This is a genomic window from Pseudescherichia vulneris, assembly GCF_902164725.1.
Classification (GTDB): domain Bacteria; phylum Pseudomonadota; class Gammaproteobacteria; order Enterobacterales; family Enterobacteriaceae; genus Pseudescherichia; species Pseudescherichia vulneris.
The window spans coordinates 3389696-3409792 of record NZ_LR607338.1 but is presented as its reverse complement, the minus strand read 5'-3'; the positions used below and the strand labels follow the sequence as shown (position 1 = coordinate 3409792).

The window sequence follows — 20097 nt, the reverse complement described above, 5'->3', positions numbered from 1 at the left end:
GCAGGATGTAGGCCCGGCAATAACTATTACACCGCGCGGAAGGCGATCTCTGATGGGATCACGTCGCCCTGCCAGTAGAGCTGAGCGGCAACGCGCCCGGCCAGCTGACGGTAGAGGGCGGTGAACTCGCTATCAGGACGATGGATCACCGTCGGCGTGCCGTTATCGAGATCCTCTCGCAGCGTAATGTGCAGCGGCATCTGTCCCAGCAGTTCAGTGTGATACTGCTCGGCCAGCTTCTCTGCGCCACCGGTGCCGAAGATGGCTTCGTGATGACCGCAGTTGCTGCAAATGTGCATGCTCATGTTCTCGACGATGCCCAGCACCGGAACCTCTACCTTCTCAAACATCACGATGCCTTTTTTGGCGTCGATCAGCGCGATATCCTGCGGAGTGGTCACCACCAGCGCCCCGGTAACCGGGATGTTTTGCGCCAGCGTCAGCTGGATATCCCCGGTGCCCGGCGGCATGTCCAGCACCAGGTAATCCAGATCCGGCCACATTGACTCCTGCAGCAGCTGCAGCAGCGCCTTGCTGGCCATCGGGCCGCGCCACACCATCGCGTTATCGTCGGTAACCAGATAGCCGATAGAGTTGGTTGCGAGCCCATGGGCCATGATCGGTGCCATGTGGGTGCCGTCCGGGGAAGTAGGACGATTGCCCTCGGTGCCCAGCATTGCCGGGATTGACGGACCGTAGATATCGGCATCAAGAATACCGACCTTCGCCCCTTCGGCGGCCAGCGCCAGCGCCAGGTTGACTGCGGTAGAGGACTTCCCTACCCCGCCCTTGCCGGAGCTGACGGCAATAATGTTCTTCACGCCGTTGATGCCCGGCTGGTTTTTAACACGCTTCAGCGTGGCGATGGTGTGGGACAGCTTCCAGTCGATAGCTTTTGCGCCGGTGATGCGCAGCAGCTCGGCGCTGCACTGCTCCTTCAGCTCCTCAAACGCGCTGCGCCAGGCGAACGGCATCAGCAGTTCGATGTGCACGGTATCATCCAGCCAGGCAACGTGGTGCACGGCTTTTAATGCGGTGAGATTATGCTTCAGGGTGGGGTGCTGAAAATTCGCCAGCGTTCCGGCTACCATTGCTCGCAGGGCTTCCGGTGATTTGGCCTGGGATTGAGAGTTCATCCCGACTCCTCTGTTCTTGTAGGTGAAAAGCTCGTGTAGCAAGTTTACCTGAAAGAAAAAGGTTTGTGCTTACTTAATAGTGCCCCATTTGGTAATATCAAACCCCCTTTTTTTACAGAAGACGTAATGCTCACTATGACTCAAGTCGCGAAAAAAATTCTGGTAACGTGCGCGCTGCCGTACGCAAACGGCTCCATCCACCTCGGCCATATGCTGGAGCACATCCAGGCTGATGTCTGGGTCCGTTACCAGCGAATGCGCGGCCACGACGTCAACTTCATCTGCGCCGACGACGCCCACGGCACGCCAATCATGCTGAAAGCCCAGCAGCTCGGCATTACCCCGGAGCAGATGATCGGTGAGATGAGCCAGGAGCACCAGACCGATTTTGCTGGCTTTGATATCAGCTATGACAACTACCACTCTACGCACAGCGAAGAGAACCGCGAGCTGTCTGAGTTGATCTACGGCCGCCTGAAAGAGAACGGTTTTATTAAGAACCGCACCATCTCTCAGCTCTACGATCCAGAGAAAGGCATGTTCCTGCCGGACCGTTTTGTAAAAGGCACCTGCCCGAAATGTAAGTCGCCGGATCAGTATGGCGATAACTGCGAAGTGTGCGGCGCGACCTACAGCCCAACCGAGCTGATCGAGCCGAAGTCAGTGGTCTCTGGCGCAACGCCGGTGATGCGTGACTCTGAGCACTTCTTCTTTGACCTGCCGTCGTTCAGCGAAATGTTGCAGGCCTGGACCCGCTCTGGCGCGCTGCAGGAGCAGGTTGCTAACAAAATGCAGGAGTGGTTCGAATCCGGCCTGCAGCAGTGGGATATCTCCCGCGATGCGCCCTACTTCGGCTTTGAAATTCCGAACGCGCCGGGCAAATACTTCTACGTCTGGCTGGATGCGCCGATCGGCTACATGGGCTCGTTCAAAAACCTGTGCGACAAGCGCGGGGACACCACCAGCTTCGACGAATACTGGAAGAAAGACTCTACCGCCGAGCTGTATCACTTTATCGGCAAGGATATCGTCTACTTCCACAGCCTGTTCTGGCCGGCGATGCTGGAAGGCAGCAACTTCCGTAAGCCGACCAATCTGTTCGTGCACGGCTACGTGACGGTGAACGGCGCTAAGATGTCCAAATCGCGCGGCACCTTCATTAAAGCCAGCACCTGGCTAAACCATTTTGACGCCGACAGCCTGCGCTACTACTACACCGCCAAGCTCTCGTCGCGCATCGATGATATCGACCTGAACCTGGAAGATTTCGTCCAGCGCGTAAATGCCGACATCGTTAACAAGGTGGTGAACCTCGCCTCCCGTAACGCGGGCTTTATCGCCAAGCGCTTTGACGGCGTGCTGGCGGCCGAGCTGCCGGATCCGGCGCTGTATAAAACCTTCACCGATGCGGCAGCCAGCATTGGCGAAGCCTGGGAGAGCCGCGAGTTTGGTAAAGCGGTGCGTGAGATCATGGCCCTGGCTGACGTGGCAAACCGCTACGTTGACGAGCAAGCACCGTGGGTGGTGGCGAAGCAGGAGGGCCGCGATGCCGATCTGCAGGCCATCTGCACCATGGGGCTTAACCTGTTCCGCGTGTTGATGACCTGGCTGAAGCCGGTGCTGCCGCAGCTGGCCGCGCGCGCCGAAGCGTTCCTGAACACCGAGCTGACCTGGGATGCTATCCAGCAGCCGCTGCTGGCCCACAAGGTGAATACCTTTAAGGCGCTGTATAACCGTATCGAGATGAAGCAGGTCGACGCCCTGGTCGAGGCCTCTAAAGAAGAGGTGAAAGCTGCCGCTGCGCCGGTCACCGGCCCGCTGGCAGACGATCCGATTCAGGAGACCATCAGCTTTGACGACTTCGCTAAGGTCGATATGCGCGTGGCGCTGATCGAGAACGCCGAGTTCGTTGACGGCTCCGACAAGCTGCTTCGTCTGACCCTGGATCTCGGCGGTGAGAAGCGTAACGTCTTCTCCGGCATTCGCTCTGCCTATCCGGATCCGGCCGCGCTGGTGGGCCGCCTGACGGTGATGGTCGCAAACCTTGCGCCGCGCAAGATGCGCTTTGGTCTCTCCGAAGGCATGGTGATGGCCGCCGGTCCTGGCGGGAAGGATATCTTCCTGCTGAGCCCGGACAGCGGTGCGCAGCCGGGACAACAGGTTAAATAATCCGCAAAGGGTGCTGTAAACAGAGCACCCTTTTTTTATTGCGCTATGATTCTAGGGACAGGGTTATTTTAAATAAGGGAAAAGTATGAATATCGTGAAAAAAATCATTGCTACTGCGTTTACTGCACTGCTGGTAATTACCTTGAGCGGCTGCGGCGACAAAGAGGAGAGTAAGACCTTTACCTGGTCAGACGGTAAAACCAACGTTGAGCTAACCTATTACTATAAAAACGACGTCGTGCTGCGCCAGACGGCGAAAAATACCCTGCACTATGATGCGCTGGGGATCCCAAATAAAGAGGCGGCTATGCAGCGTCTGGGGCCAATCAGCGAGCAGTATAAAGAGATTAAAGGCGTGGACGAGAGCCTGGACTACCAGGATACCTATGCCACTGAGACCTTAACCGTTGATTACACCAAAGTTGATCGCGACGCGCTGCAGAAAGTGCAGGGCACGGCGTTTACCGGTGAAATCAAAGAAGGTATCAGCATGAAAAAATCTGAACAGCTGCTGGAGTCTCGCGGCTTTAAAGAAGTGAAGTAATCTGCTTTATGCCCGGCAGCGCCAGTTGCCGGGCAGACTACTCTTATTTAGCCGCGTGCAGACGAGCGGCCAGACCCCGCAGGAAATAGCGGAAGAATTGATCCCCACACTCGCGATAATTTTTATGATCCGGGGCCCGCATCATTGCAGTAATTTCCGGCATCGAGACGCGGAACTGCTGCTCAGTCAGAATAGCCAGAATATCGTCGGTTTTTAACGCAAAGGCGATCCGCAGCTTTTTCAACACAATATTATTATTCAGCTTGCGCTCGGCCTTGAGATCGGGGGCAGACTCGTCTTTGCCGCGGCGGGCATAGATCAGCCCGTTGAGAAAGGTCGACATCACGATGTCCGGACAGGCCTGGAAACCTGCCTCTTCCTCTTTACGCAGCCAGACAGCAATCTGCTGCTCGCTGGCCTCTGCGCCGCCAAGGGTAAAGATCCGTTGCAGCTCGGTGTTGTTGGCTTTCAGGGTGTAGCGCAGGCTACGTAAAATATCGTTGTTCAGCATAGTCTCTTCAGCGGTGATTTTCGCAAACGCACAGTGTACCACCGAACGTTACAACCCCAGCGCCTCTTTTAGATTTTTCAGGTAGCGGCGGCTGACCGGCACGGTATGGCCATCGCGCAGCAGCAGCTCGGCCTGGCCGTTATCCTCAAAGCGGATCTCCTGCAGATGGGCCATATTCACCAGATACTGACGGTGACAGCGCATCAGCGGCGTACGCTGCTCCAGGGTGCGCAGCGTCAGCTCGGTAAAGCCCTCTTTGCCTTCATGGTTGGTGACGTAGACGCCGCTCATTCGGCTGCTGACAAAGGCCACGTCATCCATTTGCAGCAGCCAGATGCGGCTGTGGCCGGTGCAGGGGATGAACTTTAGCGCCTGCTGGTTCTCCGGCAGCAGGGAGATATCCTGCACGCCCCGCGCCTGGCGCAGACGGTGAAGCGTCTTCTCCAGCCGTGCCGCCTCGATAGGCTTAAGCATATAGTCAAAGGCGTGCTCTTCAAACGCCTTCACCGCATACTCGTCGAAGGCGGTGAGAAACACCACGTAAGGACGCTGCTCCGGATCGAGCATGCCGACCATCTCCAGCCCGCTGATGCGCGGCATCTGAATATCCAGAAATAGCACGTCCGGACGCAGCTTATGCACCGCCCCCAGCGCCTCAATGGCGTTGGCACATTCGCCGACAATCTCAATCTCGCTCTCATCTTCCAGCAGAACGCGCAGGTTCTCCCGCGCCAGCGGCTCGTCATCGACAATCAACACTTTCAACATGCGTTCTCCTCCAGAGGCAGTCGCAGGGTAACTCGGGTAAAACGATCCGGCTCGCACTGCACGGTAATGCCGCAGGTGTCGCCAAACCGCACCCGCAGGCGCTTGTCCACGAGGCTCATCCCCAGCCCGCTGGCATCGGTTTTCGGCTGATAGAGACCCGCGTTATCTTCAATATCCAGCACCAGGTGATGTTGATCCTGACTGGCCTGAATCGTGATCTCCCCTACGCCCAGCAGCTGCGAGGTGCCATGCTTAATCGCGTTTTCGACGATCGGCTGTAGGGTAAATGCCGGGAGCTGCTGATGGGCCAGCGCATCGGGCACGTACAGCGTCACCTGCAAGTTGGCCTGAAAACGCGCCTTCTCGATTTGCAGGTAAGCATTCACATGCTCAATCTCATCCGCCAGCGTGACCACCTCCGACGGACGCTTCAGGTTTTTACGGAAAAAGGTCGAAAGATACTGAACCAGCTGGCCCGCCTGGTCACTGTCGCGGCGGATCACCGCCTTTAGCGTATTAAGCGCGTTAAACAGAAAGTGCGGATTGACCTGGGCATGGAGCAGCTTGATCTCCGACTGGGTCAGGAGGGCCTTCTGCCGCTCGTACTGCCCGGCCAGAATTTGCGCCGACAGCAGCTGGGCAATTCCCTCCCCCAGCGTGCGGTTGATGGAGCTAAACAGCCGGTTTTTTGCTTCATAAAGCTTGATGGTGCCCATGACTCGCTGATTTTCACCGCGCAGCGGGATCACCAGCGTCGAGCCGAGCTTGCAGTGAGGGTGCAGCGAGCAGCGGTACGGCACCTCGTTACCGTCGGCGTAGACCACCTCGCCGGTCTCCAGCGTCTTTTTGGTCCAGGCGGAGGAGATAGGCCGCCCCGGCAGATGGTGATCGTCACCGATGCCCTTAAACGCCAGCAGCTTCTCCCGGTCGGTGATGGCTACCGCGCCGATATCCAGCTCCTGATAGAGCACCTGGGCCACCTTCATGCTGTTCTCTTCGTTGAACCCCTGACGCAAAATCCCCTCCGTGGAGGCCGCGACCTTTAAGGCGGTGGCGGAGAAGGCCGAGGTGTACTTTTCGAACATGGCGCGCTTGTCCAGCAGGATGCGCATAAACAGCGCAGCGCCCACGGTGTTGGTCACCATCATCGGCGCAGCGATGCTGCTTACCAGATGCAGGGCGTCGGCAAAGGGCCGGGCGATGAGCAGAATAATCAGCATCTGCACCAGCTCCGCCACCAGGGTGATCGCCCCCGCCGTCAGAGGGTTAAAAACGTAGTCGGTGCGGCCGCGCTTGATCAGCATGCTGTGCACCAGCCCGCCGAGCAGCCCTTCAACCATCGTAGAGAGCATGCAGCTCAGGGCGGTCATCCCGCCCATCGAGTAGCGGTGCAGGCCGCCGGTAAATCCCACCAGCGCGCCCACAACCGGACCGCCCAGCAGCCCCCCCATCACCGCGCCAATGGCCCGCGTATTGGCGATAGAGTCTTCGATATGCAGGCCAAAGTAGGTCCCCAGAATGCAGAAAATCGAGAAGGTCACGTAGCAGAGCAGCTTGTGCGGCAGCCGGACGGTGACCTGCATCAGGGGGATAAAGAGCCGGGTTTTACTCATTAGCCAAGCGATAACCAGAAACACGCACATCTGCTGTAAAAGCAGCAGGACCAGATTAAATTCATACATGTCTGCGCGTCCATCCCGGTAAAAACGCGTAACATACATTGAGTGGATGTAACTTTCTTTTAAGCATTGCAATAATTCAGCAAATCGTGCTCACTATCACAAAATCGCACCGATCATTTGACGAAATTGTTACTAGGCGATCATAAAACGATCGGTCCCTTCTGGTAGGCTGGAGATCGATCCTCGGGAAATGGAGTCTGCTGGCAAAGGTGAAACCATGGCGCTTTACACGATTGGTGAAGTGGCTTTGCTCTGTGATATCAATCCCGTTACGCTGCGCGCCTGGCAGCGGCGGTACGGACTACTGAAGCCGCAGCGCACGGATGGCGGCCATCGGCTATTTAACGATGCGGATATTGACCTGATCCGTGAAATCAAGCGCTGGATCGACACCGGCGTGCCGGTGAGTAAAGTCCAGGCGCTGCTGGTTAACGAGTCGCTGGATGGCTCAAACGGCTGGCGCGACCAGCAGGAGGCGCTGCTGCAGCTGCTGCAAAACGGCAATATTCCCCGTCTGCGCCAGTGGCTAAAGGAGCGCACCCGCGACTACCCTGCCGAAACGCTTACCCTGCATCTGCTGCTCCCGCTTCGCCGCCGCCTGCGCTGCCAGCAGCCAACCCTCCTGGCGATGCTTAGCCTGCTTGACGGCATCTTAATCAATCATATCTCTGCCTCCCTTGCCGCGTCCCGAAAGAAGCACAACAAGGATGCGCTGGTCGTTGGCTGGAATATTCACGATACCACCCGGCTATGGCTGGAGGGCTGGCGGGTTAGCGAGCAGGGCTGGCGCGTGGAGGTGCTGGCAAACTCGCTTAACCAGCTGCGCCCGGATCTGTTTGAGGGCCATACCCTGATGGTGTGGTGCGGTGACGCTCCTACCCCGGCACAGCGGCAGCAGTTGGCGACATGGCAGGCCGCCGGGCATGCCATCTATCCGCTCGGCATTTAATGTTTTATTAACAGCTGCGCTTCACGTTATACTTATCCGCGTAAATAAGGAGCACATTATGAACGCAGCCAAAATTTCTATCGTTACCCTTTTCTTTCTGATGGCCGTAGGCGGCATCGGCGGCGTGATGCTGGCGGGCTACACCTTTATTTTGCATGCTGGCTAAGACGGCGCGCCAGCCGTTCAAAGCAGCGATCGACAATAATTGCCGCCAGGGCTACCAGTAGCGCGCCCTGCAGAACGTAGGCGGTGTTAAACCCGCTCAGGCCGATGATAATCGGCGTCCCCAGCGTATTTGCCCCTACCGTTGAAGCAATCGCCGCCGTACCAATATTGATTATCACCGAGGTTCGTACCCCGGCGAGGATCACCGGTGCGGCCAGCGGCAGCTCAACCTTAAACAGGCGCTGCCATCCGCTCAGTCCCATCCCCTCCGCTACGCTCACCACGCCACCGGGAAGCGCCGCGAAACCCGCCAGCGTTCCCTGCAAAACCGGTAGCACCCCGTAGAGGGTCAGCGCAATGATGGCCGGCTCTTTGCCAAAGCCCATCACCGGCACGGCGATGGCCAGCACCGCCACCGGCGGGAACGTCTGTCCAACCGCAGCGATGGTCTCTACCAGCGAGCGAAACTCCAGTCCCGCCGGACGAGTCACGGCGATGCCCGCCCCAATGCCCAGTACCACGGCTATCGCGCTGGAGACGCCCACCAGCCAGAAGTGGGCCAGCGTCAGGGAGATAAAGCTCTCCTGCTGATAGAGCGGCCGTGAGAGCTCCGGGAAGAGCGCGCTAAACAGGCCGCCGCTGTAGGGCAGCGCCACCAGCAGCGCGATAAACAGCGCAATAAGCCAGAGAAGCGGATCACGAATGGCTTTCACGGCTGGCCTCCGCGCGAAGCAGATCCTGGAAGTGGATCGCGCCGTAGGGTGCCCCCTCGGCGTTGGCCACCGGCAGCACCTCACAGCGACGGGCAACAAACGCGGAGAGCGCGTCGCGCAGGGTCATAGCCGCATCAAGCGGCTCGCCGTCTATCTGCTCGCCGGGGCGAACGTAATCACCCACGCTGCGCAGAGAGAGCAGCCGCACGCCCAGCTCGCTGCGGCCAAAGAAGGTGCGGACAAACTCATTCGCGGGACGGGTCAGCATCTCCAGCGGCGTCCCCTGCTGCACCACCCTGCCCTCATCCATCAGCACCAGGTTGTCCGCCAGCTGCAGCGCCTCGTCGATATCGTGAGTGACCAGCACAATGGTGCGTCCCAGCAGGCGGTGGATACGCTTCATCTCCTGCTGGAGCGCGCCACGGGTCACCGGATCCAGCGCGCCAAAAGGTTCATCCATTAGCAGCACCTCCGGGTCGGCCGCCAGCGCCCGCGCCACGCCGACGCGCTGCTGCTGACCGCCTGAAAGCTGGTGCGGATAGCGCCCGCGCAGCTGCGGATCCAGCCCCAGCAGAGCCATCAGCTCGTCAATGCGGGCGTCGATTTTTGCCCGGGGCCACTTCAGGAGCTGCGGCACGGTGCCGATATTCTGCGCCACCGTCCAGTGGGGAAAGAGACCGATAGACTGAATGGCGTACCCCATGCGCCGCCGCAGGGCCAGTAGCGGCAGGCTGCGGATCTCCTCCCCGGCAAAGCGGATCGTGCCCGCGTCGTGCTCCACCAGCCGATTGATCATTTTCAGGGTGGTGGATTTCCCGGAGCCCGAAGTGCCGATCAGCACCGAAAACGCCCCGGTTTTGAAGTGCAGATTGAGATCGCTGACCGCGCTCTGCCCGTTAAACATTTTGCTAACCTGCGTGAACTCGATCATGGCTGTTTTACCTTCAGCAGCGCTATCCATAAGCCAAAAAGTGCGTCGACTACCACCGCCAGGGCAATCGTTGGGATCACCCCCAGCAGTACCAGATCCAGGGCGCTGCTGAGCAGTCCCTGGAAGACCAGCGCGCCGAAGCCGCCCGCGCCAATCAGGGCGGCGATCACCGCCATCCCCACCGTCTGCACCGTTACCACCCGCAGGCTACGCAGCAGCACCGGCAGGGCCAGCGGCAGGCGCACCTGGAAGAAGCGCTGGCGGGCGCTCATCCCCATTCCGGCGGCGCTCTCCAGCACGTCTCTGGGTACCTGATTCAGGCCCGCCACGACCCCGCGCACCAGCGGCAGCAGGGCGTAAAGCACCAAGGCGATCAGCGCGGGCGTCAGGCCGGTTCCGGCGATGCCTATCCGGCTAAGCGTGGGAAAGTGCGCAACCAGCCCGGCCAGCGGGGCGATCAGCAGACCAAATAGCGCCACGGAGGGCACGGTCTGGATAACGTTGAGCACGGTAAATACCGGTGCCTGCCGCGCCGGATGGCGGTAGCACCACAGCCCCAGCGCACCGCCCAGCAGCAGCGCCGGAAGCAGCGTCCCTAGCAGCAGAACCAGGTGCTGGGCCAGGGCGTCGTTAAACACGTCCTGGCGGTTGGCGTACTCTTTCATCAGCGAGAGATGATTCAAGGCCCCTAAGTGCAGGAGCAGCAGCGGCACCAGCCAGATCTGAGCCTGTAACAGCCAGCGCCAGAGGGGATTAACGGTAAGGCGGCGGATGGCGTCGCTGCAGGCAAGCAGCGCCAGGGCCAGCCATAGCCAGAGGCCGCTGCCGATGGAGGTGCGCGCCAGGGGGCTGCCCGTCTGCGCCAGATCGGTGGCGGCTTTGCCCGCCCCCCATACCAGCACAATAAAGCACAGCTCAGCCAGCGCCAGCGTCGCCACTAGCGGCCAGCGCCGGGGCAGAAAGCAGAGCGCGAGAAAGATCAGCGGTACGACAAGCCACAGCCCGGGCGAGTGCGGCCAAATCTGCCACAGCGCCCGGCTCTCGCCGGACACCAGCCGATTGGGCGCATAGTTGACAAAAGGCAGCAGCGCTGCCGCCAAAGCTAATGCCACCAGCAGCAGCAAGACGCGGTTATGACAGCGTATAGACACGTTCCTGTCCTGTCGGGCGGGTTACTTCACCAGCCCTTTCTGTTTCAGATAGTCGGCAGCGACTTTCTTGGCATCCAGCCCTTCAACGGCGATGCTGGCATTAAGCTGCTGGAGCGTTTTCTCATCCAGGCTAGCAAATACCGGCTTCAGCCACGCTTCCAGCTGCGGATACGCCTTTAGCACCGCCTCACGCACTACCGGCGTCGGGGCATAGATCGGCTGAACGCCTTGCGGATCGCTCAGGGTTTGCAGGCCAAGGGCGGCAACCGGGCCGTCGGTACCGTAGGCCATCGCCGCGTTCACGCCAGAGGTCTGCTGGGCCGCCGCTTTAATGGTAACCGCCGTATCGCCCCCGGCCAGGGAGAGGAGCTGCTTCTGCTCCAGCTTGAAGTCGTAGGCTTTTTCAAACGCCGGCAGGGCATCGGCGCGCTCGATAAACTCTGCCGACGCCGCCAGCTTAAAGTCCCCGCCCTTCTTCAGGTAGCCGCTGAGATCGGCCAGCGAGGTGAGCTTGTTCTTCTCCGCCAGGTCTTTGCGAACGGCGATGGTCCAGGTGTTATTGGCTGGAGCCGGGGTCAGCCACACCAGCTTGTTCTGCTCAAAGTCGAGCTTTTTGACCTTTTCGTAGCCCTGCTGGGCATTTTTCCACGCCGCATCGTTCTCATCTTTAAAGAAGAACGCGCCGTTGCCGGTGTATTCTGGGTAGATGTCCAGCTCGCCGGAGGTAATCGCCCCGCGCACTACCGGCGTGGTTCCCAGCTGAACTTTATTGACGGTTTTTACGCCGTGGCTCTCCAGCACTTGCAGAATAATATTGCCGAGCAGTGCCCCTTCGGTATCAATTTTCGAGCCGACTTTGATTGGCTCAGCCGCCAGCGCAGGCAGGCTCACGGCAGCCATCAATACCAGTGAGCCCAGCGTTGTTTTTATCATTGCCATTGCACTTTCCTCATTCTTATTGAAATTGCGGTCGCTCTTACTCATCTCATAAAAAGAAGGGCCAGTAAACTGACCCTTTTGGTTATTGCTATTCTGATTATTGCAATTCGAACTGCGCCTGTTTTACCCGGGCGGAGTCGGTGCCGATAAAGACATTAAACTTGCCTGGTTCAGCATCGTATTTCATCTTCTGATTCCAGAACTTCAGGGCGTTAATGTCGATCGGGAAGCTGACGGTCTGGGTCTCGCCCGGCTTGAGATTGACCTTATCAAAGCCCTTCAGCTCCTTCACCGGACGGCTCTGGGATGCGGTAACGTCCTGAATGTACATCTGCATCACCGTGGCCCCTTCCCGCTTGCCGGTGTTGGTCACGTCAACGCTGGCGGTGACCGTGCCGTCACGCGAGAGCGTCGGGGCAGAGAGCTTAACGTCAGAGACGCGGAAGGTGGTGTAGCTCAGGCCGTAGCCAAACGGATAGAGCGGCCCGTTAGCCTCGTCAAAGTAGCGCGAGGTATACTTGTTCGGGTGCTCGGCGTTGTACGGACGGCCGGTATTCAGGTGGCTGTAGTAGACCGGGATCTGTCCTACCGAACGTGGGAAGGAGATCGGCAGCTTGCCGGACGGGTTGTAGTCGCCAAACAGCACGTCGGCCACGGCGTTGCCGCCCTCGGTACCGGCAAACCAGGTCTCTAGAATGGCATCCGCCTGCTGATCCTGCTTGACCATCGCCAGCGGGCGGCCGTTCATCAGCACCAGTACCAGCGGCTTGCCGGTGGCTTTCAGGGCGGTAATCAGATCCTGCTGGCTCTGAGGAATAGTGATGTCGGTCCGGCTGGAGGCTTCATGCGCCATGCCCTGAGACTCGCCTACGACGGCGACCACCACGTCAGCGTCGTTCGCTGCCTTGACCGCTTCGTCAATCATTGCCTGCGGCGTGCGCTCGTCAACCTGAATGGCTGGCTCGTACTGGTTAAGGAACGTAATAATATCTTTGTCGTTGGTGACGTTTGCGCCTTTCGCAAAGATCACTTTCCCTTCGCTGCCGACGGCGTTTTTAATCCCGGTCAGAACGGTCACGGACTGATCGACCACCCCGGCGGCAGACCAGCTGCCCATCACGTCACGCTTGCTGTCGGCCAGCGGTCCCACCACGGCCACGGTGGCGGATTTTTTCAGCGGCAGCGTCTCCAGACGGTTTTTCAGCAGCACCATGCTTTCGCGTGCCACTTCCCGCGCCTCTTTGCGGTGCAGGCGGCTCTCGGCGTTGGTGTCCTGCGGATCGCTCTCTTTCGGGCCAAGGTGGCTATAGGGATCGTTGAACAGCCCCATGTCATATTTGACGTTCAGCACATGGCGAGTGGCGTCGTCCAGCTCGTCCATGGTGACCTTGCCGCTCTTGATCAGGTCCGGCAGGTACTTGCTGTAGTACTCATCAGCCATGCTCATATCGACGCCGGACTTGATCGCCACGCGCACCGCATCCTCTGGATCCGCCGCCGTACCGTGCTTGATCAGCTCTTTAATCGCCCCGTGATCGGAGATAGTGATGCCTTTAAATTTCCAGTCGCCGCGCAGGAGATCCTTCAGCAGCCACGAATCAGAGGAGGCCGGGGTACCGTTGAGCGAGTTAAGGGCAATCATTACCCCGCCGCTGCCAGCGTCCAGCGCCGCTTTATAGGGCGGCATGTAGTCGTTAAACAGGCGCTGCGGGCTCATGTCGACGGTGTTGTACTCTTTCCCGCCCTCCACAGCACCGTAGGCAGCGAAGTGTTTCACGCTGGTCATCACCGAGTAGCGATCCGCCGGGCTTTTGCCCTGCATCGCTTCGACCATGGTTTTGCCCATCATCGCGGTAAGGTAGGTATCTTCTCCGAAGCCCTCAGAGCCACGGCCCCAGCGCGGATCGCGCGTCACGTCGACCATCGGAGCCCAGGTCATGTTCAGACCATCGTCCGCCGCTTCATAGGCGGAGATGCGGCCTACGGTTTTGACCGCGTCAAGATCGAAGGAGGAGGCCAGGCCGAGGCTGATAGGGAAAACGGTGCGCTGACCGTGTACCACGTCGAAGGCGAAGAAGAGAGGGATCTTCAGGCGGCTAAGCTGCATCGCCTGGTCCTGCATCGCACGGATATCCTGACGGGTCACGGTGTTGAAAATCGCTCCCACCTGGCTGGCTTTGATCATGTCGCGGATCGCCTCTTTCGGGTTATCCGGCCCGACGCTGATCAGGCGTAGCTGGCCAATTTTTTCGTCGACCGTCATTTTTTTGAGCAAATCCGTGACGTAGGCGTCCCGGGCCTCCGGCGTCAGGGGATGATTCGCGGACGTATCCTCTGCCAGCGCAGGTTGCAACGCCAATCCTACGGCGACACCTACTGAACATAGCCATTTCATGTCGTTCACTCTCTTGTGTTAACTGCCGACTCAGCGGCCCGATCGTGCAAAAAAAGCAGTGTGCCATAATCGTAGCGCGCCTTGCAGGGTTATTCTCTTATTTTTCTGGCAATTAGTTCGTCAGGATAGATTTTCCCGCGCTATGCTTTATCAGATGATTCTGGCCTGGCCACAAGGAGTGGAAAATGTCTGCTGTGCCCCTACAAAATAACACCCTCTTTCTCAGCGAACTTGCCCGGCTGGTAGGCCATGCGCAGCTGCTTACCGATCCGGCCAAGACCGCCCGCTACCGCAAAGGCTTCCGCTCCGGCGAGGGCAAGGCGCTGGCGGTGGTGTTCCCCGAGACACTGCTGCAGCTCTGGCACGTGCTCAATCTCTGCGTGCGTAACGATAAGATCATTTTAATGCAGGCGGCGAATACCGGCCTGACCGAAGGTTCGACGCCGAGCGGCAACGACTACGATCGCGATATCGTGATTATCAGCACCCTGCGCCTCGATCGGCTCCAGCTAATCGATGAGGGCAAGCAGGTGCTGGCCTACCCTGGCACCACCCTTTATGCGCTGGAAAAAGCCCTGAAGCCGCTGGGTCGGGAGCCGCACTCGGTGATTGGCTCCTCGTGCATCGGGGCGTCGGTGATTGGCGGGGTATGCAACAACTCCGGCGGCTCGCTGGTGCAGCGCGGCCCGGCCTACACCGAGATGTCACTGTTTGCCCGCATTGACGAGCAGGGCCAGCTGCGGCTGGTGAACCACCTGGGGATTGATCTCGGCGAGACGCCAGAGCAGATCCTCAGCAAGCTCGACGACCAGCGCGTTACCGATGCTGACGTGCGTCACGATGGCCGTCATGCCCATGACAGTGACTACGTGGAGCGGGTGCGCGATATCGAGGCCGCTACCCCTGCGCGCTACAATGCCGATCCGGATCGTCTGTTTGAATCCTCCGGCTGCGCGGGCAAGCTGGCGGTCTTCGCCGTGCGCCTCGATACCTTTGCCGCCGCCAAGCGCCAGCAGGTGTTCTATATCGGCACCAACCAGCCGGCGGTGCTGACGGAGATCCGACGCCATATGCTGGCCAACTTTGATAATCTGCCGGTGGCAGCAGAGTATATGCACCGGGATATCTACGATATCGCCGAGCGCTACGGCAAAGATACCTTCCTGATGATCGACAAGCTTGGCACCGACAAGATGCCGCTGCTCTTCACCCTAAAAGGGCGCGCCGACGCCATGCTGGAGAAGGTGACGCTGTTTAAGCCCCACTTCACCGATCGCCTGATGCAGCGCGTCGGCAGCGTCTTCCCTGGTCATCTGCCGCCGCGTATGAAAAGCTGGCGCAACAAGTATGAGCACCATCTGCTGTTGAAAATGGCCGGGGACGGCATCGCCGAAGCGCAGAGCTGGCTGAAAGAGTATTTCACCGAGGCCGAAGGCGGCTTCTTCGCCTGCACCACCGAGGAGGGTAATAAAGCCTTCCTGCACCGCTTCGCGGCGGCGGGGGCCGCCATCCGTTACCAGGCCGTACATGCCGATGAGGTCGAGGAGATCCTGGCCCTGGATATCGCCCTGCGGCGCAATGACACCGAGTGGTTTGAAACGCTGCCGGAAGCCATTGCCAGCAAACTGACGCATAAGCTTTACTATGGCCACTTTTTCTGTCACGTTTTCCATCAGGACTACATCGTCAAACGAGGCGTTGATGTCCATGAGCTTAAAGCGCAGATGCTGGCGCTGCTGCACGAGCGCGGCGCGCAGTATCCGGCTGAACATAACGTCGGGCATCTGTATGAGGCGGCTGAGAGCCTGAAACGCAACTATCGCGAGCTCGATCCCACTAACAGCATGAATCCCGGCATTGGCAAAACCAGTAAGCGGAAGTACTGGGGTGAAGGCGCTGACCAGCCCCGGTCGTAAAGGAGTACAGCGCGATGTCTGCTGTTGATGTTTTAGCCATAACCGACGTTGAAGTCCGCGATGCCAGGCCGGACGACGTACACGCTATCTCAGCGATCTACGCCTGGCATGTTCTGCATGGCCGCGCCTCCTTTGAGGAGGTGCCTCCCACCATTGACGAGATGCGTCAGCGCATCGCGAAAATTACCGGCGAGGGTCTGCCCTGGCTGGTGGCGCTCTATCGCGGCATTATCGTCGGCTACTGCTATGCGGGACCCTACCGCCCGCGCCACGCCTATCGCTATACCCTTGAATGCTCTATCTACATTGAGTCCACTCTAACTGGACGGCAGATCGGCAGCACGTTGATGCAGGCCTTGCTCGACCGCTGTGAAGAGGGCCCATGGCGGCAGATGGTGGCGGTGATTGGCGACGGTCTTCAAAATGAAGGTTCTCTGCGTCTGCATAAAAGCCATGGCTTTGACGTGGTGGGACAGCTGCGCAGCGTCGGCTACAAGAAGGGTGACTGGCGGGATACGCTAATCATGCAGCGCCCGCTCAACGATGGAGACTGGACGCTGCCTGAGTAGTAACTTATCGCTAATTAATCATTTTGCGCGGTTTGCGCCGCGCTGCCGGTGGCGTTGATCGCCATCTGGGCTGCCTTCTGGCGCTTATAGCTCAGCGCCGACGCTGGCACAGGCTGCACCTTACCGGTTTCAATCCAGGTCCGCAGGCGGCTGGCGTCGGCGAAGTGGGTGTATTTGCCAAAGGCGTCCATCACCACCAGCGCCACCGGTTTGTTATTGATCACCGTCCGCATCACCAGGCAGTGCCCGGCGGCGTTAGTGAAGCCGGTTTTGGTCAGCTGAATATTCCAGTTGTCGCGATAGACCAAATGGTTGGTATTGCGAAACGGCAGGGTATAGGCCGGGCTGGAGAAGGTCGCCATCTCTTCCCGGGTGGTGCTGAGCTGGCCAATCAGCGGATACTGCTTGCTGGCAATCAGCAGCTTCGTCAAATCACGCGCGGTGGAGACGTTATGGATCGACAGCCCGGTCGGCTCCACAAAGCGGGTATTCACCATGCCCAGGGATTTTGCCTTCGCATTCATCGCCCGAATAAACGCACCGTAGCCGCCCGGATAGTGGTGGGCTAAGCTCGCGGCGGCGCGGTTCTCTGAGGACATCAGCGCCAGCAGCAGCATATTCTTACGGCTAATTTCACTGTTCAGACGCACGCGGGAGTAGATGCCACGCATCTCTGGCGTCTGGCTGATATCCACCTTCAAACGCTCGTCCAGCGGCAGATGCGCATCCAGCACCACCATCGCCGTCATCAGCTTGGTGATAGAGGCAATCGGCCGCACCAGATCCGGATGGCTGGCGTAGATCACTTTATTGGTTTGCAGGTCGACAATCATCGCGCTGCCGGAGGCGATCTCAGGTTGCGCAGCGGTAGCAGCAGGGGCAGCAGCGGTTTTTGCCAGCGCCTGAGGGGCGACGGGGACGGCCAGCAACAGGGCAAGGCTTAACAGGGAAACACGAAATTTCAGCATGGTGAGACTTCTGGTGATTATTCACGCGCGTGATGACGCACACCGCTTTTGCAGGCAGAAAATGGCAAAAGCTGGCCAACGCATGATAGCTGCCATCATGCGTTGTCGCCAGAGAAGATTCTTTGCTGAACGTAACCCATCGTTTGCGCCCGGTTCAGAACAGACGATAGCCGTAACCCCACAACACCACCGTCAGCGCCAGCAGCACCTCCAGCACCAGCACGCCAATCGCCAGCGTCGAGCTGGAGAAGCTTAGCCCCTCCTCTTGATTAATGTTCAGGAAGGTCGGAATGCCGACGTAGAGCAGATAGCCGGTATAAAACAGCGCCGCCGTGCCTACCAGCGCGCAGAGCCAGACCAGCGGGTAGAGCGCCACCAGGCCGCTTAAGAAGAGCGGCGTGGCGACATAGCCAGCAAAAACCATGCAGCGGGCCAGCGACGGCCGCTGGGGGATATTACGCGCCATCCAGTAGATAACCCGCCCCATGACCGCCACGCCAGCCAGCATCAGGCCGTAGAAAAGAATACCGAGTAACAGCGCGGTGGAGAGCGACAGCCGTGAGAAGACACCTTCGCCGAAGTGCCAGCCGAGCTGGGTCGTACCAATAAATGCAGAGACAACCGGGATTGCCGCCATCAGTAGAACGTGGTGGGTATAGTGGTGCGAAATCGTTTCGTTTTCGCCTCTGATCACTTTCATTTCACGATCGGGATGGGACAGGAGTCCCCAGACATGGTTCATAACGCCCCCTTGCTGTCAGCCCTGATGATAACGCCTTTAGTATAATGCAAATGCCGATCATTTTTTGTACAAATAGGCAGCCTCTGCCGCGATGCTCCACTGCCTACCCTCTTCTGACGCTATGCTTATACAATCTTTTTCGTCTGGAGGAAGCAGAACCCGCATGGATATCAATAGCCTGATTGCGCACTACGGTTACGCCGCGCTCGTCGTGGGCAGCGTGGCGGAAGGTGAAACCATTACCCTGCTCGGCGGCGTGGCGGCACATCAGGGCCTGCTGCGCTTCTGGCTGGTGGTCGCGGCGGTGGCGCTGGGGGGAATGATTGGCGATCAGCTGCTCTTCCTGCTTGGCCGCCGCCTGGGAGATCGCGTATTAGGCCACTTTTCGCGCCATCAGAAGAAAATCGATCGCGCCCAGCGGTTAATAAAAAAACGGCCGTGGCTCTTCGTAATCGGCACCCGCTTTATGTATGGCTTTCGTATCATTGGCCCGCTGCTGATTGGCTCCAGCGGCCTGTCACCGCGGGTTTTTATTCCGCTCAATATCGTGGGCGCTATCGTCTGGGCGCTGATCTTTACTACCCTCGGCTACGTAGGGGGAGAGGTGGTGGGCCCGTGGCTGCACACTTTGGACCAGCACCTGAAGCACTGGATATGGCTGATTGTGGCGGTCGTTGTCGTCTTTGTACTGCGGGCGGTGATCAAACGCTGGCTGGCAAAAGACAAAGAGACGGGAGAGTAGCCCCTCCCGCCTGTGGCCTACTGGGGTTTGTACTGCGGATTGGCCAGCATAAAGCCGCCGTCCACGATAAACGACTGGCCGGTGGTATAGGTCGCATCGTCAGAGCTGAGCCAGCCCACCAGGCTGGCAATCTCCTGGGTGTGGCCAGGGCGGGCCAGGGGAATGGTTGGCATTGAGCCTTCCTCGACATCTTCATCCTTCATGTCGTTCATCGGGGTGGCGATGGCCCCCGGCGCTACCGAGTTCACCAGGATCTTATGCTGCACCAGCTCCATCGCCATCGACTTGGTCAGCCCGCCGAGGGCGTGCTTGGCGGCGGTGTAGGCGCTGGCTTCCGGCAGCGGGGTGCGCTCATGCACGGAGGTGATATTGATAATGCGTCCGCCCTCGCCCTGCTCCACCATCTTTCTGGCCGCGATCTGCGCGCACAGGAACGCGCCATCAACGTCAACGGTAAAGACGGTGCGCCAATCCTCAAACGCCATCTCCAAAAACGGCGCTTTGCTCATCGCCCCGGCGTTGTTGACCAGCACGTCGATGCGTCCGAACTTATCGATCAGGGTCTGAATGGCCTGTGCGCCCTCGGGCAGGCTACTCAGATCGAGCTGCACGGTTTCCGCCCGGCGGCCAAACGAGGTAACGGCTTCTGCCACCTCTTTTGCCCCCTCGTCATCCGAGTGCCAGGTAATGCCAATGTCGTACCCCTGCTTTGCCAATACCAGCGCGCACTGCTTGCCGATACCTGAATCTGATGCCGTGACGATGGCAACCTTGTTTGTCGTGCCCATAAGAACCTCCGCAAAAAGAAGTGATAGGGGAAGAACGCGAAAAAGCTGAACAGTAAGTATAGAGAGTTCCCGGCTATCGCAAGGAGGCGGGCCATTTTCTGCGGCGACCAGGCAAAACGGCAGATAATTGCCTATGCTTTCAGAGGTATCAGCAAAACGTCACGACAAAAGGACAGGACGATGAAAATTTTACTTTGGGCTATTTTAATTATTTTTCTGATTGGGCTGTTGGTGGTAACCGGCGTGTTTAAGATGATTTTCTAAGATGTTGGTCTGAATATGGCCCCCGCAACGGGGCAAAGTTTAGTTATCCATTTCA

General features: G+C 58.8%; 20 protein-coding genes. 8 read left to right on the top strand and 12 right to left on the bottom strand.

Annotated elements, in window-relative coordinates:
* Window positions 1-26: 26 nt before the first annotated feature.
* Window positions 27-1136 (bottom strand): iron-sulfur cluster carrier protein ApbC, encoded by a 1110-nt coding sequence (apbC, locus tag FN633_RS14235; protein ID WP_154058151.1) that lies wholly within the window; start codon window positions 1134-1136, stop codon window positions 27-29.
* Window positions 1137-1271: 135 nt separating this feature from the next.
* Here apbC and metG point away from each other — a divergent pair, with 135 nt between their 5' ends.
* Window positions 1272-3305, top strand: coding sequence for a methionine--tRNA ligase (gene metG, locus FN633_RS14230; protein WP_154058946.1), 2034 nt, complete (start codon window positions 1272-1274; stop codon window positions 3303-3305).
* Window positions 3306-3390: 85 nt separating this feature from the next.
* Window positions 3391-3849 (top strand): YehR family lipoprotein, encoded by a 459-nt coding sequence (locus FN633_RS14225; RefSeq protein ID WP_042389775.1) that lies wholly within the window; start codon window positions 3391-3393, stop codon window positions 3847-3849.
* Window positions 3850-3892: 43 nt separating this feature from the next.
* On the opposite strand, the gene FN633_RS14220 is transcribed toward FN633_RS14225, so the two are convergent.
* Genes FN633_RS14220 through FN633_RS14210 form a run of 3 tightly spaced genes read right to left on the bottom strand, consistent with a single transcriptional unit; the run spans window position 3893 to window position 6810 of the window.
* On the bottom strand, window positions 3893-4360 hold the full coding sequence (locus FN633_RS14220) for a YehS family protein (protein ID WP_154058150.1): 468 nt from the start codon (window positions 4358-4360) through the stop codon (window positions 3893-3895).
* 48 nt (window positions 4361-4408) lie between these two features.
* Window positions 4409-5128, bottom strand: a complete 720-nt coding sequence (gene btsR / locus FN633_RS14215; protein ID WP_154058149.1) for a two-component system response regulator BtsR — start codon at window positions 5126-5128, stop codon at window positions 4409-4411.
* Window positions 5122-6810, bottom strand: coding sequence for a sensor histidine kinase (locus FN633_RS14210; protein WP_154058148.1), 1689 nt, complete (start codon window positions 6808-6810; stop codon window positions 5122-5124). The genes btsR and FN633_RS14210 overlap by 7 nt, the downstream gene beginning before the upstream one ends.
* A 217-nt stretch (window positions 6811-7027) precedes the next feature.
* Here FN633_RS14210 and mlrA point away from each other — a divergent pair, with 217 nt between their 5' ends.
* Together mlrA and FN633_RS14200 are read left to right on the top strand one after the other, a co-directional pair.
* Entirely contained in the window at window positions 7028-7759 is a 732-nt protein-coding gene (gene mlrA, locus FN633_RS14205) for an HTH-type transcriptional regulator MlrA (protein ID WP_154058147.1), read from the top strand.
* Window positions 7760-7817: 58 nt separating this feature from the next.
* Complete coding sequence (locus FN633_RS14200; RefSeq protein WP_144817161.1) at window positions 7818-7925, top strand: protein YohO; 108 nt, start codon at window positions 7818-7820, stop codon at window positions 7923-7925.
* Here FN633_RS14200 and FN633_RS14195 read toward each other — a convergent pair.
* The 5 genes from FN633_RS14195 to bglX form a co-directional block, all read right to left on the bottom strand.
* Window positions 7906-8637, bottom strand: coding sequence for an ABC transporter permease (locus tag FN633_RS14195; protein WP_154058146.1), 732 nt, complete (start codon window positions 8635-8637; stop codon window positions 7906-7908). The genes FN633_RS14200 and FN633_RS14195 overlap by 20 nt on opposite strands.
* Window positions 8621-9568: an ABC transporter ATP-binding protein gene (locus tag FN633_RS14190; protein WP_154058145.1), complete on the bottom strand. Its 948-nt coding sequence runs from the start codon at window positions 9566-9568 to the stop codon at window positions 8621-8623. The genes FN633_RS14195 and FN633_RS14190 overlap by 17 nt, the downstream gene beginning before the upstream one ends.
* Window positions 9565-10719, bottom strand: a complete 1155-nt coding sequence (locus tag FN633_RS14185) for an ABC transporter permease (protein ID WP_154058144.1) — start codon at window positions 10717-10719, stop codon at window positions 9565-9567. The genes FN633_RS14190 and FN633_RS14185 overlap by 4 nt, the downstream gene beginning before the upstream one ends.
* Before the next feature lie 21 nt (window positions 10720-10740).
* Window positions 10741-11658, bottom strand: coding sequence for a glycine betaine ABC transporter substrate-binding protein OsmF (osmF, locus tag FN633_RS14180; protein ID WP_154058143.1), 918 nt, complete (start codon window positions 11656-11658; stop codon window positions 10741-10743).
* 97 nt (window positions 11659-11755) lie between these two features.
* Window positions 11756-14053: a beta-glucosidase BglX gene (bglX, locus tag FN633_RS14175; RefSeq protein ID WP_154058142.1), complete on the bottom strand. Its 2298-nt coding sequence runs from the start codon at window positions 14051-14053 to the stop codon at window positions 11756-11758.
* A gap of 185 nt (window positions 14054-14238) precedes the next feature.
* Between bglX and dld the strand changes: the two genes are divergently transcribed.
* Window positions 14239-15969, top strand: coding sequence for a D-lactate dehydrogenase (gene dld / locus FN633_RS14170; RefSeq protein WP_154058141.1), 1731 nt, complete (start codon window positions 14239-14241; stop codon window positions 15967-15969).
* 14 nt (window positions 15970-15983) lie between these two features.
* Window positions 15984-16538: a GNAT family N-acetyltransferase gene (locus FN633_RS14165; RefSeq protein WP_154058140.1), complete on the top strand. Its 555-nt coding sequence runs from the start codon at window positions 15984-15986 to the stop codon at window positions 16536-16538.
* Window positions 16539-16552: 14 nt separating this feature from the next.
* Here FN633_RS14165 and pbpG read toward each other — a convergent pair whose 3' ends face one another.
* Complete coding sequence (gene pbpG / locus FN633_RS14160) at window positions 16553-17506, bottom strand: D-alanyl-D-alanine endopeptidase (RefSeq protein WP_154058139.1); 954 nt, start codon at window positions 17504-17506, stop codon at window positions 16553-16555.
* 154 nt (window positions 17507-17660) lie between these two features.
* Window positions 17661-18248: a Yip1 family protein gene (locus FN633_RS14155; protein ID WP_154058138.1), complete on the bottom strand. Its 588-nt coding sequence runs from the start codon at window positions 18246-18248 to the stop codon at window positions 17661-17663.
* Between the two features lie 163 nt (window positions 18249-18411).
* Between FN633_RS14155 and FN633_RS14150 the strand changes: the two genes are divergently transcribed.
* Complete coding sequence (locus FN633_RS14150) at window positions 18412-18990, top strand: DedA family protein (protein ID WP_154058137.1); 579 nt, start codon at window positions 18412-18414, stop codon at window positions 18988-18990.
* A 17-nt stretch (window positions 18991-19007) separates the two neighbouring features.
* On the opposite strand, the gene FN633_RS14145 is transcribed toward FN633_RS14150, so the two are convergent.
* Window positions 19008-19778: an SDR family oxidoreductase gene (locus FN633_RS14145; RefSeq protein ID WP_154058136.1), complete on the bottom strand. Its 771-nt coding sequence runs from the start codon at window positions 19776-19778 to the stop codon at window positions 19008-19010.
* A 180-nt stretch (window positions 19779-19958) separates the two neighbouring features.
* On the opposite strand from FN633_RS14145, the gene yohP reads away from it, so the two are divergent.
* Window positions 19959-20042 carry a small membrane protein YohP gene (gene yohP / locus FN633_RS14140; RefSeq protein ID WP_000698460.1) on the top strand — a complete coding sequence of 28 codons (84 nt, stop codon included), beginning with the start codon at window positions 19959-19961 and terminating at the stop codon, window positions 20040-20042.
* Window positions 20043-20097 lie beyond the last annotated feature (55 nt).